12 protein-coding genes are annotated in these 13,973 nt (G+C 60.6%); 7 read left to right on the top strand and 5 right to left on the bottom strand.

All coding sequences use genetic code 11. The annotated features are described in order from the left end of the window. Nucleotides 1-18: 18 nt before the first annotated feature. Nucleotides 19-1,227, bottom strand: coding sequence for a non-hydrolyzing UDP-N-acetylglucosamine 2-epimerase (wecB, locus tag PFLQ2_RS12945; protein ID WP_256217217.1), 1,209 nt, complete (start codon nt 1,225-1,227; stop codon nt 19-21). 965 nt (nt 1,228-2,192) lie between these two features. Here wecB and PFLQ2_RS12950 point away from each other — a divergent pair. Genes PFLQ2_RS12950 through PFLQ2_RS12960 form a run of 3 tightly spaced genes read left to right on the top strand, consistent with a single transcriptional unit; the run spans nt 2,193 to nt 5,091 of the window. Further along, a complete protein-coding gene (locus tag PFLQ2_RS12950; protein ID WP_003182163.1) occupies nt 2,193-2,738 on the top strand; it encodes a TRAP transporter small permease in 546 nt (181 codons plus the stop codon). Next, entirely contained in the window at nt 2,735-4,015 is a 1,281-nt protein-coding gene (locus tag PFLQ2_RS12955; protein WP_003182161.1) for a TRAP transporter large permease subunit, read from the top strand. Before PFLQ2_RS12950 ends, PFLQ2_RS12955 begins: the two co-directional genes overlap by 4 nt. 56 nt (nt 4,016-4,071) lie before the next feature. Next, complete coding sequence (locus PFLQ2_RS12960; RefSeq protein ID WP_033046051.1) at nt 4,072-5,091, top strand: TRAP transporter substrate-binding protein; 1,020 nt, start codon at nt 4,072-4,074, stop codon at nt 5,089-5,091. Nucleotides 5,092-5,238: 147 nt separating this feature from the next. Here PFLQ2_RS12960 and PFLQ2_RS12965 read toward each other — a convergent pair whose 3' ends face one another. Both PFLQ2_RS12965 and PFLQ2_RS12970 read right to left on the bottom strand, forming a co-directional pair. Continuing rightward, nucleotides 5,239-6,030, bottom strand: coding sequence for a transporter substrate-binding domain-containing protein (locus PFLQ2_RS12965; RefSeq protein ID WP_003182157.1), 792 nt, complete (start codon nt 6,028-6,030; stop codon nt 5,239-5,241). A gap of 118 nt (nt 6,031-6,148) precedes the next feature. Further along, entirely contained in the window at nt 6,149-6,775 is a 627-nt protein-coding gene (locus PFLQ2_RS12970; RefSeq protein ID WP_003182155.1) for a TetR family transcriptional regulator, read from the bottom strand. A 142-nt stretch (nt 6,776-6,917) separates the two neighbouring features. On the opposite strand from PFLQ2_RS12970, the gene PFLQ2_RS12975 reads away from it, so the two are divergent. Together PFLQ2_RS12975 and PFLQ2_RS12980 are read left to right on the top strand one after the other, a co-directional pair. After that, entirely contained in the window at nt 6,918-8,147 is a 1,230-nt protein-coding gene (locus tag PFLQ2_RS12975) for an arabinose transporter (protein WP_003182153.1), read from the top strand. A gap of 57 nt (nt 8,148-8,204) precedes the next feature. Then, nucleotides 8,205-9,071, top strand: coding sequence for an SDR family oxidoreductase (locus PFLQ2_RS12980; RefSeq protein WP_003182151.1), 867 nt, complete (start codon nt 8,205-8,207; stop codon nt 9,069-9,071). Between the two features lie 80 nt (nt 9,072-9,151). On the opposite strand, the gene PFLQ2_RS12985 is transcribed toward PFLQ2_RS12980, so the two are convergent. Continuing rightward, nucleotides 9,152-9,784, bottom strand: a complete 633-nt coding sequence (locus PFLQ2_RS12985; RefSeq protein ID WP_003182149.1) for a response regulator — start codon at nt 9,782-9,784, stop codon at nt 9,152-9,154. A 31-nt stretch (nt 9,785-9,815) separates the two neighbouring features. Further along, entirely contained in the window at nt 9,816-11,177 is a 1,362-nt protein-coding gene (locus tag PFLQ2_RS12990; protein ID WP_003182147.1) for a cache domain-containing protein, read from the bottom strand. Nucleotides 11,178-11,527: 350 nt separating this feature from the next. Between PFLQ2_RS12990 and PFLQ2_RS12995 the strand changes: the two genes are divergently transcribed. Next, entirely contained in the window at nt 11,528-13,588 is a 2,061-nt protein-coding gene (locus tag PFLQ2_RS12995) for a carbon starvation CstA family protein (RefSeq protein WP_003182146.1), read from the top strand. 15 nt (nt 13,589-13,603) lie between these two features. After that, nucleotides 13,604-13,801: a YbdD/YjiX family protein gene (locus tag PFLQ2_RS13000; RefSeq protein ID WP_003182142.1), complete on the top strand. Its 198-nt coding sequence runs from the start codon at nt 13,604-13,606 to the stop codon at nt 13,799-13,801. Nucleotides 13,802-13,973: the final 172 nt, after the last annotated feature.

Below are 13,973 nucleotides of genomic sequence, written 5' to 3'. Positions count from 1 at the left end.
TAAGAGGAATAACAGTGGTCAGTTGAAATCGGCGAGCAACTCGCGGGGTTCGGACAGCGATGGATGCACCGGCTGTTGTTGTGAGTGCGGCGGGGCCACGACGAAGTCCTCGACCGAGCGCCCCATCAGGGTATCGACGATGCGCTGGCTGGCCTTGCCGTCGCCATAGGGGTTGACCGCCTGTGAGGCCCGGCGCCATAAGTGGCCATCGTCAAACAACGCATCCACGCCGGCGATGATCGATGTCGGCGAAGTACCGACCAGGCGCACTGTGCCCGCCGCAACCGCTTCAGGGCGTTCGGTAACGTCGCGCATCACCAGTACCGGCTTGCCCAGGGACGGTGCTTCTTCCTGCACGCCGCCGGAGTCGGTGAGGATGACATGGGCGTGTTGCATCAGGCGCACGAACGCCAGGTAATCCAGCGGCTTGATCAAGTGCACGTTGGGCAAGTCGCCGAGTTGTTCAGTCACCGGGCCCAATACATTGGGATTGAGGTGCACGGGATAGACGATCTGGATATCCGGCCGCTGGGCCAGGTGACGCAAGGCCTTGCAGATGTCCAGAAAACCCTCGCCGAAGTTCTCCCGGCGGTGGCCGGTCACCAGCAGCAACTTGCGTGTGGTTTGCAGGAACGGGAATTGTTGATCCAGTTCGCCACGCAGCTGTGCGTCCTCATCAATGCGCCGGGCAGTCAGTTGCAGTGCGTCGATCACGGTATTGCCCGTCACCAGGCAACGGCCTTGCGGGCGTTCGCCCAGCAGGTTGTCGCGAGACTGTCCAGTGGGCGCAAACAGCAGGTCCGCACTGAGATCGATGCACCGGCGGTTCATTTCTTCCGGCCAGGGGCTATAGATGTCTCCGGTGCGCAACCCGGCTTCCACATGGCCTACGGCGATACGTCGATGGAACGCTGCCATCGAAGCCACCATGGCTGAAGTGGTGTCGCCGTGGACCAGCACGCGATCCGGCCGAGTCTGTTCCAGCACCGGGTCGATGGCAGCGTACAACGCGGCGGTCAGCGAATTGAGCGTCTGCTGCGGCGTCATTACGTCGAGGGTGAAATCGGCCTTGAGATCGAACAGGTCCAGCACCTGCTTGAGCATGCTTTGATGCTGGCCGGTGACGCAGATCAGCGACTCAATGCCAGGTTCGGCGGCGAGAGCCTTGACCAAGGGCGCCATCTTGATGGCTTCCGGACGGGTACCGAAGATCGAGAGGATCTTGATTGGTGAGTCGTTAGTTGCGATGACGCCCTTCCTCGCGCAGTTTGCTGCGCCGCACAACAGCCCGCCCGAGCGCGCTGGGGCGTTCGAGCGAACTAGCGATTTAAGTTAAGTAGCCCGTTGTCAGACAGCGGTTTGACGTACACAGGAAGTGACGTAGTGGCATCTTGCAATTCGGCTGGGCAGATTAATAACATCAAAGGTCACGGGCGCAAAGGTTTATGTATGCGAAGTTTATTAATAAATTTTTAGAGGGTTTCTAGGTGAGCGGGAGATGCGTTTTGTGTGAGTGGATGAGATTTATCTTACTCTTTGATATATAAGTATTTTTTTGATCTTGGTGCCGTTTGTTTAGACCGGATTGGTTAACTCAATCGGAGTCGTGGTTTTTTGGCGCCCAATTAACTGCGTCTTCAGCGGGTGGTGTGTCATTGGAATGACGCCTGTAAGTCGTCGTGATGAGCGTTAAGTTACAGGTCTGGTTAGTTGAAAGTGCAGTTCGAGATCGGGTGGAAAGTTCACTTTATTTTGAGTTTTTATACTAAATCAACGGGCTAATGCGATGTTCGCCGGTTAGTCAGGCGGAGTCGTTTAGTACAGCAAGAAAGTTATCTCAGACATTCCGTTCAGTGCGCATCGAAACAGTGAGGCGCGGAAAAACTGTTCGCGAATCCCGACCGATAATCGCCCGTTTTGTGCCGCGCACCTGTCTGGGTTATTGACCAAACTAACCGGATCGTACATTTTGGCAGGCAATCTGCCTTGCCTCATATGGCCAGGACCATAATAAAAAATAGAGGAATACCTATGCGTACCCGTCCGCAAGCACCCCATGCCCCGTCCTTGAGCCGCTGCACCCATCTTGGGCTTTCTTCATATCCCTCTGGTTCGATCCGATAACTGCCCACATTGTTGAGCGCTTATCGCGCCGGCGAGTGCCGGCGCTCGACAAGGCCCGGAGGTTTGAGATGACAAAAGTCGTCGATCTGTATTTCAAGTTGCTGAAGCTGCTGATCGTGTTGTGCATGGTCGCGATGATCGTGCTGGTGTTTGGCAACGTGGTGCTGCGCTATGCCTTCAATTCCGGCATCAGCGTTTCGGAGGAGCTGTCGCGCTGGTTCTTCGTCTGGATGATCTTCCTCGGTGCCCTGGTGGCTCTCAAGGACCGTGCGCACCTGGGCATGGACAGCCTGGTCAAGCGCTTGCCGCCGGCTGGCAAGCGCATCTGCTTGGTCATCGGGCACTTGCTGATGTTGTACATCTGCTGGCTGATCTTCAGCGGCAGTTGGCAGCAGGCCGTGATCAACCTGGATGTGGTCGCCCCGGCGTCAGGATTATCGATGGCACTGTTCTACGGCGCCGGCCTGGTGTTCGGCGCTAGCGCCGCGCTGATCTTGCTCTACGAGCTCTACCTGGCGTTGTTTGGCAAGCTTGGGAATGACGAACTGGTGATGGTCAAGGACAACGACGCCGAACTGATCACGCACGACTCCATCAAGAGTACCCGCCCATGACGTTGGTTATTTTTCTCGGGTCCTTGATGGGCAGCATGGCGATAGGGATGCCGATCGCATTTGCCTTGCTGGCGGTCAGCGTGGCCTTGATGTTCTATCTGGATCTGTTCGACGCACAGATCATTGCCCAGAACCTGCTTAACGGCGCGGACAGTTTCCCGCTGATGGCGGTACCGTTCTTCATGCTCGCCGGTGAGATCATGAATGTCGGCGGCCTGTCCAAGCGCATCGTCAACATTGCCATGGCGCTGGTGGGACACAAGCGCGGTGGTCTGGGTTACGTGGCAATCATCGCGTCCTGCCTTTTGGCGTCGCTCTCCGGCTCGGCCGTGGCCGATGCGGCGGCGCTGGCGGCGCTGCTGGTGCCGATGATGGTACTGGCGGGGCACCATCGAGGGCGTTCGGCAGGCCTGATCGCGGCTGGGAGCATCATTGCCCCGGTGATCCCGCCGAGCATCGGTTTCATTGTGTTTGGCGTGGCGTCCGGCGTGTCGATTTCCAAGCTGTTCCTGGCCGGTATCGTGCCCGGGCTGATGCTCGGGGCTTCGCTGGCCGTTGCCTGGTGGTACATCTCGCGCAGCGAGAACGTCGAGACGCCGCCCAAGCGCTCCCGTGCCGAAGTGTTGCGCACGTTGCTCGACGGCAGTTGGGCGATGGGCCTGCCATTGATCATTATCCTGGGCCTCAAGTTCGGCATCTTCACCCCCACGGAAGCCGCCGTGGTCGCGGCGGTCTATTCGCTGTTCGTATCCCTGGTGATCTACCGGGAAATGAAAGTCAGCCAGCTGTACGAAGTGATCCTGTCCTCGGCCCGGACCACCTCGGTGGTGATGCTGCTGGTGGCGGCGGCCATGGTTTCATCGTGGCTGGTGACCATCGCCGATCTGCCGGGCCAGTTGGCGGAGCTGCTGGCTCCGTTCATGGACAACCCGACCATCCTGCTGCTGGTGATGATGGTGCTGATCATCCTGGTGGGGACGGTGATGGACATGACCCCGACGATCCTCATCCTCACTCCGGTGTTGATGCCTGCCGTTATCCAGGCGGGGATCGACCCGGTGTACTTCGGCGTGCTGTTCCTGATCAACACGGCCATCGGCCTGATCACGCCACCGGTGGGCACGGTGCTCAACGTGGTGTGCGGGGTGGCGAAGCTGGACTTCGAGGAAATTGTCCGTGGCGTGTGGCCGTTCATGTTCGCGCAGTTTGTGGTGCTGTTCCTGTTGGTGTTGTTCCCGCAACTAGTCCTGGGCCCGTTGAAGTTCTTCACCGGCTGATGCGGGTGCAGGCCTTGGCAGCTCGATCTCTAAAATAATAATGACCGGAGAGTGACATGAGAAAACTGATGAAAACCCTGTTGACCGGGGCGTGTGCAACGGGACTGCTGCTGGGCAGCGTGGCCAGCCACGCCGATGAAATCCGCGAGCGCACCCTGCGATTCGCGTTCCAGAACGTCAAGGAGCATCCACAAGGGCAGGGCGCACAGAAGTTCGCCGACCTGCTCAGCGAAAAGAGCGGTGGCAAGATCAAGGTCCGGCTGTTCCCTGGCGGTACGCTGGGGGGAGACGTGCAAACGGTGTCGGCGTTGCAGGGCGGAACACTGGACATCACCGTGCTCAACTCCGGCATCCTGGCCGCCCAGGCGCCGGATTATGCGATGCTCGACTTCCCCTTTCTGTTCAACAACGTCGAGGAAGCCCATGCGGTAATCGATGGCCCGGTCGGGCAGAAGCTGGCGGCGCAGTTGGACAGCAAGGGCCTGGTCGGGCTGGGCTATTGGGACCTGGGTTTTCGTAACCTGACCAACAGCAAACACCCAGTGACCAAGCTTGAAGACATGCAGGGCTTGAAGATTCGCGTCATCCAGTCGCCGATCTACCTGGAAACCTTCTCTGCCCTGGGGGCCAACCCCGTGCCAATGGCGTTTCCCGAGGTCTATACGGGCCTGGAACAGCACACCATCGACGGTCAGGAAAACCCGTTCACGGTGATCGAAGGCAACAAGTTCTACGAGGTGCAGAAGTACCTTTCAGTCACGGGCCACATTTTTAATCCGCAGTCCTTGATCATCAGCCAGAAGACCTGGAGTCGCCTCAATGAGGATGAGAAGGCAATGATTCGCTCCGCGGCAGTTGAGGCGCAGAAGTTCCAGCGTGAAGTGACCGCGGCGGGGATGGACAAGGCCAAGGCCACTTTGGCCGGTGCAATGACCGTGAATGAAATCTCCCCGACCGAGAAAGATCGCTTGCGCGAACGCGTGCAACCGGTCATCGACAAGTTCGCCAAATCCCTGGATGGCGAGTTGGTGAAAATGATGTACGCCGAGATCGCCAAGGTGCGGGCGGCGCAGTGAGTTGAACCCATGACGCTCAGTCATTGAGCGGACTTGCCCCTGTGGGAGCGGGCTTGCTCGCGAAAGCGCCGGATCAGCTTGCAGTAGTGCTGAATGTGCCGATGCATTCGCGAGCAAGCCCGCTCCCACAGGGACTGCCAGTAGCAGTCACTGAGCGCCCGGCACCGCCAGCCACTGCCCAATGACTTTCTGGTAGCTGCCATTCGCCTTGCTCAGGTGCAGCCATTGGTCGACGTACATCTTCCAGGTGGTGTCGTCCCGCGGCAGCAGGTAGGCCTTCTCGCCATATTGCAGGTAATGGGTCGGGTTGACGGCGCACAGGCCGGGCTTGAGTTTTTGCTGGTAGAGCGCTTCCGACGCATCGGTGATCATCACGTCGGCCTTCTTGTCCAGCAGCTCTTGGAAGATGGTCACGTTGTCATGGAAATTGAGCTGACCCTTGGGCAGGAACGCCCGGACAAAGGCCTCGTTGGTCCCACCGGCCGGTTCCACCAGACGCACCGAAGGCTGGTTGATCTGCTCGATGGTCTGGTAGCGCGGCTGGTCTTCGCAACGTACCAGCGGAATCTTGCCATCCACATCCAGCGTATTGCTGAAAAATGCTTTCTTCTGGCGCTCCAGCGTCACGGAAATCCCACCCATGCCAATGTCGCACTTGCCCGCCAGCAAGTCCGGCATCAGGGTTTTCCAGGTGGTCTGCACCCATTGCACCTTGACGCCCAGGCTGGCAGCCAGCGAGCGGGCCATGTCGATGTCGATGCCTTCGTATTCGCCCGTTTCGGCCTTGTAGGTGTAGGGCTTGTAGTCGCCGGTGGTACAGACCTGCAGTTCGCCGCGTTGCAGGACCTGGTCCAGCCGCGAAGGTGTCGGCTCGGCCAAGGCGCCGCAAGAGAGCGCCAACAGGCCACAGAACGTCATCGAGCTTGTTATGGTTTTCATCGTGATGGGACGTCTCGTAGCGGAGGGAAACAAGAGCAGGGAGTGTAGTAAAAGTGTTGGCAGGCTGTCACTGGAGCATGGCTGACGAACGGTCAGCAGACAGCGTCTCAACGGGGCGTCATTGCAGGCTTTCAAGGTAGGCGCAGAACATATCGGCCATGGCGTCGCTGTAGATGGCAATGTCCACTGGAGAGCGGGGCGCTGATGAAAAGCGCTTGCCCACTGCACTGAGGGTGGTGATGACCAAGTCACCTGCCAGGGCCCGGGCCTGTGCCGAGGCGTCAGGCAACGCTTGCAGCATGAAAGCGTCCACCGACTGTTGCACCGACATCCGCGCGGCCTGGTGTTCGGGGGCGTCGCGGTAGAGCGGGGCGGCGTCGTTGAGGGCGACGCGTATCTGGGCTTCGTCACATTCGGACTGGATGAACGCCCGCACGAGGGCGCGCAGCCGCTCGAAGGGCGGCTTGAGGTTGTCTTCAAGAATCTCGCGCAGCATGTCGCTGGTTTGCCGCCATTCATCACTTTGCAGGCGGAACAGGATCGCGGCTTTGTTCGGAAAGTATTGATACACCGAGCCGACGCTGACGCCTGCCCGTTCAGCAACACGGGCCACCGTGAAACGTGTCGCCCCTTGGATCGCCAGAACCTGAACAGCTGCTTGCAGAACGGCGGCGACGAGCTCGGTGGAGCGTGCCTGTTTCGGCTGTTTGCGCGAGGAAATCTGCGGGCTTGAGCGTTCGGACATGCAGGCGTGAACCTCGGTAGGGAATGCGAATAGGAAATGCGACGGATTATTCGTATCTTGAATGCGACGAATTGATCGCATTCTAGTCGTCGCCACAAACAGTATTCAACTTCACTTCGCGTCCCTTTTCGTGGGTAGGGTTATGACACAAGACAATATTCATCTCGGCGCTTCTTCGGCGCCTCAGGCAGCCGGCGAGGCCAATCCGGCGCTCAAGCTGTTGCCGCTCACACTGACGGTGTTCATCGGTTTCCTCACGATCGGCATGCAGCTGCCTGTCTTGCCCCTCCATCTGCATGACGCGCTGGGTATGGGCACGCTGGTCATCGGCCTGGTGGTCGGTGCGCAGTTTGCCGCAGCGTTGTTGTCACGGGCCTGGGCCGGCAATTTTTCCGACATGCGCGGTGGTAAACGTGCGGTCATGAGCGGGCTGGTGACAGCCGCGGTTTCAGGGCTGGTCTATCTGCTTTCCCTGGCGTTCGTTGCCGCGCCGGTCACGTCGGTCTGGCTCTTGTCGGGCGGTCGAGTGCTGCTGGCAATTGGCGAAAGCCTCATTGTCACCGGTGCGCTGGGGTGGGGCATCGGCCTGGTGGGTGCGCAGCATGCCGGCAAGGTCATGGCCTGGAACGGCATCGCCATGTACGGAGCCTTCGCGTTGGGTGCTCCGCTCGGCGTGGCGCTCAACGGCGCTTGGGGGTTCACCGGCATCGCCATGGCCTCGATGTTCGTTCCGCTGCTGGCCTTGGCGATTGTCGCGGGCGTGCGCGCTGTCGCCCCCACGGCAACCCGGCGTACACCGTTCTATACGATGCTCGGTGCTGTATGGGTTCCCGGCATGGGCTTGGCGTTTTGCAGCGTCGGCTTCGGCGTCCTCATGGCGTTCATTGCCTTATTGTTCGCGGCCAGGGATTGGGGCAACGCTTCCTTGGCGTTTACGGCGTTCGGTGTGGCTTTCATCGCTGCGCGCCTGCTTTTCGGGCACCTTCCAGACAAGATTGGCGGCGCCCGCGTCGCGCTGGTCTGCGTATTGATTGAAACCGTCGGGTTGCTGCTGATCTGGAGCGCCGACACCGCGACCATGGCTTATTTGGGCGCAGCTTTCACCGGCTTCGGTTATTCCCTGGCGTTTCCCGGCTTCGGCGTGGAAGCGGTACGGCGTGCGCCACCGCAGGCACGCGGTCTCGCCATGGGGGCCTACGTCGCGTTTCTTGATATTTCCCTGGGCATCACCAGTCCGTTGGCCGGTTTGGTGGCGAGTGGCTGGGGTATCGGTGCGGTTTATCTGGGCGGCGCCATTGCCGTTGGGCTGTCCTTCGGGGTGGCCCTGATGCTGCTGAGAGGACGGGAAGCACAAGTTCCATACAAATCCTGAGTCTTCGATGAGTTATAGAAAATTTCAGTCTCGATTTTCACAACAGGAGCGTTGCATATGCACGTATTCGTTACCGGTGCCACGGGCTGGGTTGGGGCGTCCGTGGCGCAGGATCTGATCGCCGCCGGGCATCGGGTCACCGGCCTGGCCCGATGCGAAGCAAAAGGCGCCCCACTGGCTGCGACAGGCGCGAAGGTGATTCCAGGCACTTTGGATGATCTCGATATTTTGCACAACGCAGCCTCGGCGGCGGACGCGGTGATTCACACGGCGTTCAATCATGACTTCTCCCGATTTACCGAAAATGCCCAGCAAGATCGCCGCGCCATCGAAACGTTGGGCGATGCGTTGCGAGGCTCCGACCGGCCGTTGCTGGTGACGTCGGGCCTGTTTGGGTTGACGCGGGGCGCGAGTGAACTGGAAGTGGTGAGCCCGGCCTCGCCCCGTAAGTCCGAAGCCGCCGCCCGGGACCTGGCCGAGCGTGGGGTGCGTGTGGCGACGGTGCGGCTGGCGCCCTCGGTCCATGGCCTCGGCGACTACGGGTTCGTTCCTCTCCTGATTCGCCTGGCCCGGGAGACAGGCGTCTCGGCCTATCTCGGAGATGGCGGCCACTGCTGGTCGGGCGTGCACCGGTTGGATGCCGCTCGGGTCTATCGGCTTGCGCTGGAGCAAGGCGTGACACAGTCGGTCTACCACGCCGTCGCCGACGAGGCCGTGCCGTTCAAAAACATTGCCCAGGCAATCGGTCGTGGCCTGGGATTACCGGTCGAATCCCGGGAGCGCGAGCATTTCGGTTGGTTTGCCCACATGGCGGGGGCGAACATGGCGGTGTCCAGCGAGTACACCCGTGCCTTGCTTGGCTGGACGCCAAGCGGCCCGAGTCTGTTGGCCGATCTTGAGCTGCCTGGCTACTACGCTGGATGAAGTTTGCATAAACCTGTGGCGAGGGAGCTTGCTCCCGCTTGGCTGCAAAGCGGTCGCAATTTTGCTGACACTGGCCGGGATTAGCGCGAAATGATCCCGTGATCGATTGCGTATTTCACCAAGGCGGCGGGCTTGTCGATGTTCAGCTTGCGGCGGATGCTCAGCCGGTGGGTTTCGACGGTGCGTACGCTGATGTCCAGCTCACGAGCCATTTCCTTGTTGTTCAGCCCCTGGACCATTTTGTACAGGACCTGGCTCTCGCGTGGCGTCAGTTCGTTGTCCGTGTTCTGGTCGGTGGCGAGCCGTTGGGCGATCTCGGCGCTGTAGAAGGTGCCGCCGCTGATGATCGCTTCGATGGCCGCGATGATTTCCCGCGAGGGGGCGTTCTTGAGCACGTAGCCGCTGGCGCCGGAACGCACCGACTCGCTCACGTATTCATAATTGTCGTACATGCTCAGGATGAGGATCTTGAGGCTGGGGTATTGCTTGCCCAGCAGCCGGGTCAGTTCGAGGCCGTTCATGTCCTTGAGACTGATGTCCATGAGCAGGAGATCGGGCTGGCAGCGTCCGACCATCTCGATCGCCTCGGTGCCGTTCTCGGCTTCGCCCACCACTTCCAGCCGGGGCATCACAGACAGAAGGGCCCTGATGCCATCGCGCACCAGGGAATGATCGTCGACCAGTGCGACGCGGATCGCTGCAGGCAGGTTCATCGGTAGGGGCTCTTGTTGGAGTGGGGGCGCATCAGCTTTCACTGGCCGTCATTGTCATGGGTAACAGGATGTCCAGTTCGCTGCGTCCCGGTGCCGAGGTCAATTCAAGCCGTCCGCCGAAATGCTCGACCCGTTCGCGGATATTGCGCAGGCCAATACCCGCGTGGCCGCGTTCGACCTGCGGCACGTTGAACCCCATCCCATCATCCACCACTGTCAGTCGCAGGGACTGGCCGGAGCCAAAGAGCGTAATGCCGACGCTTTTCGCCCCGGCGTGACGTTCGATATTGGTCAGGGCTTCCTGGGCAATACGAAACAGCGAGACGGGCGCGCCATTCTCCAGGCGGCAATCGAATTCGTTGCTTCTGTAGCTCACCTCGAGTCCGCTGCGTTGCTGGAATTCGGCGGCGAGTTGGCCGATGGCTGCGGGCAGTCCCAAGGTATCGAGCAGGGATGAGCGCAAGTCGTGGGAAATGGTGCGGATCTCGCCGATGGCTTCGCCAAGGCGATCGGTGGCGTTTTTCAGGATGCCCAAGCCGTTTTCCTGGCCATTCTCGATGACATGGCTGGCCAGTTCGAACTGGAACTTTATCGATACCAGCAGTTGGCTGATGCCGTCGTGAAGCTCGCGAGACACCCTGGAACGTTCTTCTTCCTGCAAGCTGACGATGCGCTGGTTCAGGCGTTGCAGTTTTTTGTCGGCCAGGCGATGTTCGCTGACGTTGAGGGTCATGCCGCCGGCGAATACCAGCAGGACCGCCACCAGCGCGATGGCGGCGATGGCCTGCATGGTGGTGTGGATGCCCTGGGCCACTTCATCCCGGGCTTGCTGGGTGGCGCGCTCGACATCTTCCAGGTAGATGCCGGTGCCCAGCATCCAGCCCCATCGATCCAGCATGACCACGTAGGCCAGCTTGTCGGTCACCTGGCCGGAGGAGGGTTTGTTCCAGGCATACCGCTGGAACCCTTCGCCGGACTCGGCACTCTTGAGCAGCGCCTGGATCACCGGCAGTCCGTGGGGATCCTTCATGTCCCAGAGGTATTGGCCCACCAGTTCCGACTGGCGTGCGTGCATCAGGCTGCGACCCTGGCGGTCATAGACGAAAAAATAGCCGTTGATGCCGAAGCTGAGCTTGCGCAACTCCTCCAATACCTGCTGCTGCGCGCGCTCGTCGCCCTGGCCGTTGTTGTACAGCGGGGCGATCAGGCTTTGGGCCATTTCAACGTAGTTTTTCAGTTCGGCGCGCTTGCTGGCCAGGATGCTGTCTTCGATCAGTTGCGCCTGCTGGTCGCCCAACTGGCGATTGAGCGAAATCACCAGGGCGCAGATCACTGCGATAGCCAGGACCAGGGGCAAGATCCCGAGGGCGACGATTTTGTGTTTGAGCAGCATCGGTACTCCTGTCCGGGCCCGGCGGTGGGAGGTGGATGGGACGCATCATATGCCAAACCTTCCAACGCTCAATAACCCTACCGGATATTAGGCTTCAAACCTGTGGGAGCGGGCTTGCTCGCGAATGCGATATTCCAGTCGCTTCCTGGTTGACTGGCACACCGTATTCGCGAACAAGCCCGCTCCCACAGACATATTGGCTTCTACGTAGAACTACGTAGGTAACCCATACGTAGTACTGCGGATTTATTTATTGACGGCATGCGGCGATATTGGCTGCGCTCCGAATAGCCGGGGCACACTATAAAAACAATCGCCGCAATCCACTGGATATCGGCAGGAGACACGCAATGACAACCCGTCTGGTTAAACACCTCGCCTGGTTTGCCGTGGCTGTTCTTGGAGCCTGTGCGTTGAGTGTCGTGGCCTTGCGCCGCGGCGAACCCATCAACGCCCTCTGGATCGTCGTCGCAGCCGTGGCCATCTACCTGGTCGCCTACCGCTACTACAGCCTCTTCATCGCCAACAACGTGATGCAACTCGATGCGCGCCGGGCCACGCCTGCCGTGCTCAACAACGATGGCCTGGACTACGTCCCGACCAACAAACACATCCTTTTCGGCCACCACTTCGCGGCCATCGCTGGCGCGGGGCCGCTGGTCGGGCCGGTGCTGGCGGCGCAGATGGGCTACCTGCCCGGCACGCTCTGGCTGATCGCCGGCGTGGTGCTGGCCGGTGCGGTGCAGGACTTCATGGTCCTGTTCCTGTCCACCCGCCGCAACGGTCGCTCCCTGGGCGACATGGTGCGCGAGGAAATGGGCCGCATCCCCGGCACCATCGCGCTGTTCGGCTGCTTCCTGATCATGATCATCATCCTTGCGGTGTTGGCGCTGATCGTGGTCAAGGCCCTGGCCGAGAGTCCGTGGGGCATCTTCACGGTGATGGCGACCATCCCGATCGCGATGTTCATGGGCGTCTACATGCGCTACATCCGCCCGGGCCGCATCGGTGAGATCTCGCTGATCGGCGTGCTGTTGCTGCTGGGCTCGATCTGGCTGGGCGGGCAGATTGCCGCCGATCCGGTCTGGGCCAAGGCGTTCTCGTTCACCGGGATCCAGATCACCTGGATGCTGATCGGCTACGGTTTTGTCGCAGCGGTGTTGCCGGTGTGGCTGATCCTGGCGCCGCGGGACTACCTGTCGACGTTCCTCAAGATCGGCACCATCGTCGCCCTGGCGATCGGCATCCTGGTCACCATGCCCGAGCTGAAAATGCCGGCGCTGACCCAGTTCACCGACGGCACCGGCCCGGTGTGGAAGGGCGGTCTGTTCCCGTTCCTGTTCATCACCATTGCCTGCGGCGCGGTCTCGGGCTTCCATGCGCTGATCTCCTCGGGCACCACACCCAAGTTGCTGGATAACGAAACCAACGCCCGCTATATCGGTTACGGCGGCATGCTGATGGAGTCCTTCGTGGCGATCATGGCCATGGTCGCTGCATCGGTGATCGAGCCGGGCGTGTACTTCGCCATGAACAGCCCGGCGGCGATCGTCGGCGGTGACGTGGTGGCTGTGGCGCAGACTGTCAGCAGCTGGGGTTTTGCAATCACCCCTGAAGCGCTGCAAGCGGTGGCCAAGGACATCGGCGAAACCACCGTCCTGGCCCGTGCCGGCGGTGCGCCGACCCTGGCGGTCGGTATCGCGCAGATCCTGCACTCGGTGTTGCCGGGTGAGAACACCATGGCGTTCTGGTACCACTTCGCGATCCTGTTCGAAGCGCTGTTCATCCTCACGGCCGTGGACGCCGGCACCCGTGCCGGGCGGTTCATGCTCCAGGATCTGCTCGGCTCGTTCGTGCCTTCGCTCAAGCGCACCGAATCCTGGCCGGCCAACCTCATTGCCACCGCCGGTTGCGTGGCGCTGTGGGGCTATTTGCTGTACCAGGGCGTGATCGATCCGCTGGGCGGCATCAACACCTTGTGGCCGCTGTTCGGCATCTCCAACCAGATGCTGGCCGGTATCGCCCTGATGCTCGCCACCGTGGTGCTGATCAAGATGAAGCGCCAACGCTACGTCTGGGTCACGTTGCTGCCGGCGGCCTGGCTGCTGATCTGCACCACCACCGCAGGCCTGATCAAGCTGTTTGACGCCAACCCAGCGATCGGCTTCCTGGCCCTGGCGCGCAAATACAACGACGCCCTGGCTGCCGGGCAGATCCTGGCCCCGGCCAAGAGCGTCGAACAGATGCAGCACGTGGTGTTCAACGCCTACACCAACGCAACGCTGACGGTGTTGTTCCTGTTCGTGGTGTTCAGCGTCCTGTTCTACGCGCTCAAGGTCGGCATCGCCGCCTGGGGCACGAAAGAGCGCACGGACAAAGAAGCCCCATTCCAGGCCCTGCCGGACGCTTGATAGAGGATTGCAACGATGTTCAATGACTTGAGTCGCCTCGGTAAATACCTCGGTCAGGCCGCCCGCCTGATGGTCGGCATGCCCGACTACGACAACTACGTCGAGCACATGCAAACCAAGCACCCGGACAAGCCAATGATGGACTACGAGGCGTTCTTCCGCGAACGCCAGGAAGCCCGTTATGGCGGCAAGGGCGGGCCCAAGTGCTGTTGAATTGATGTAGCCCCTCCTGTGGGAGCGGGCTTGCTCGCGAAGGCGTCGGGTCAGTCGCCGTTGATGTGGCTGACCGACCGCCTTCGCGGGAAAGCCCGCTCCCACAGTGGTTTTTTGGGGCGCCTCAAAATTGGCGTACACCGCAGAACCCTTGTGGGAGCGGGCTTGCTCG

Origin of the sequence: Pseudomonas fluorescens Q2-87 (assembly GCF_000281895.1) — a bacterium.
Lineage (GTDB): Bacteria > Pseudomonadota > Gammaproteobacteria > Pseudomonadales > Pseudomonadaceae > Aquipseudomonas > Aquipseudomonas fluorescens_S.
The sequence above is the reverse complement of the archived record's forward strand: the minus strand, read 5'-3'. Positions and strand labels throughout refer to the sequence as shown.

Excerpts from the sequence above, each read along its gene's own strand:
- PFLQ2_RS12950 (WP_003182163.1), top strand. The coding sequence starts at position 2,193 with ATGACAAAAGTCGTCGATCTGTATTTCAAGTTGCTGAAGCTGCTGATC.
- PFLQ2_RS12955 (WP_003182161.1), top strand. The coding sequence starts at position 2,735 with ATGACGTTGGTTATTTTTCTCGGGTCCTTGATGGGCAGCATGGCGATA.
- PFLQ2_RS12960 (WP_033046051.1), top strand. The coding sequence starts at position 4,072 with ATGAGAAAACTGATGAAAACCCTGTTGACCGGGGCGTGTGCAACGGGA.
- PFLQ2_RS12965 (WP_003182157.1), bottom strand. The coding sequence starts at position 6,030 with ATGAAAACCATAACAAGCTCGATGACGTTCTGTGGCCTGTTGGCGCTC.
- PFLQ2_RS12970 (WP_003182155.1), bottom strand. The coding sequence starts at position 6,775 with ATGTCCGAACGCTCAAGCCCGCAGATTTCCTCGCGCAAACAGCCGAAA.
- PFLQ2_RS12975 (WP_003182153.1), top strand. The coding sequence starts at position 6,918 with ATGACACAAGACAATATTCATCTCGGCGCTTCTTCGGCGCCTCAGGCA.
- PFLQ2_RS12980 (WP_003182151.1), top strand. The coding sequence starts at position 8,205 with ATGCACGTATTCGTTACCGGTGCCACGGGCTGGGTTGGGGCGTCCGTG.
- PFLQ2_RS12985 (WP_003182149.1), bottom strand. The coding sequence starts at position 9,784 with ATGAACCTGCCTGCAGCGATCCGCGTCGCACTGGTCGACGATCATTCC.
- PFLQ2_RS12990 (WP_003182147.1), bottom strand. The coding sequence starts at position 11,177 with ATGCTGCTCAAACACAAAATCGTCGCCCTCGGGATCTTGCCCCTGGTC.
- PFLQ2_RS12995 (WP_003182146.1), top strand. The coding sequence starts at position 11,528 with ATGACAACCCGTCTGGTTAAACACCTCGCCTGGTTTGCCGTGGCTGTT.
- PFLQ2_RS13000 (WP_003182142.1), top strand. The coding sequence starts at position 13,604 with ATGTTCAATGACTTGAGTCGCCTCGGTAAATACCTCGGTCAGGCCGCC.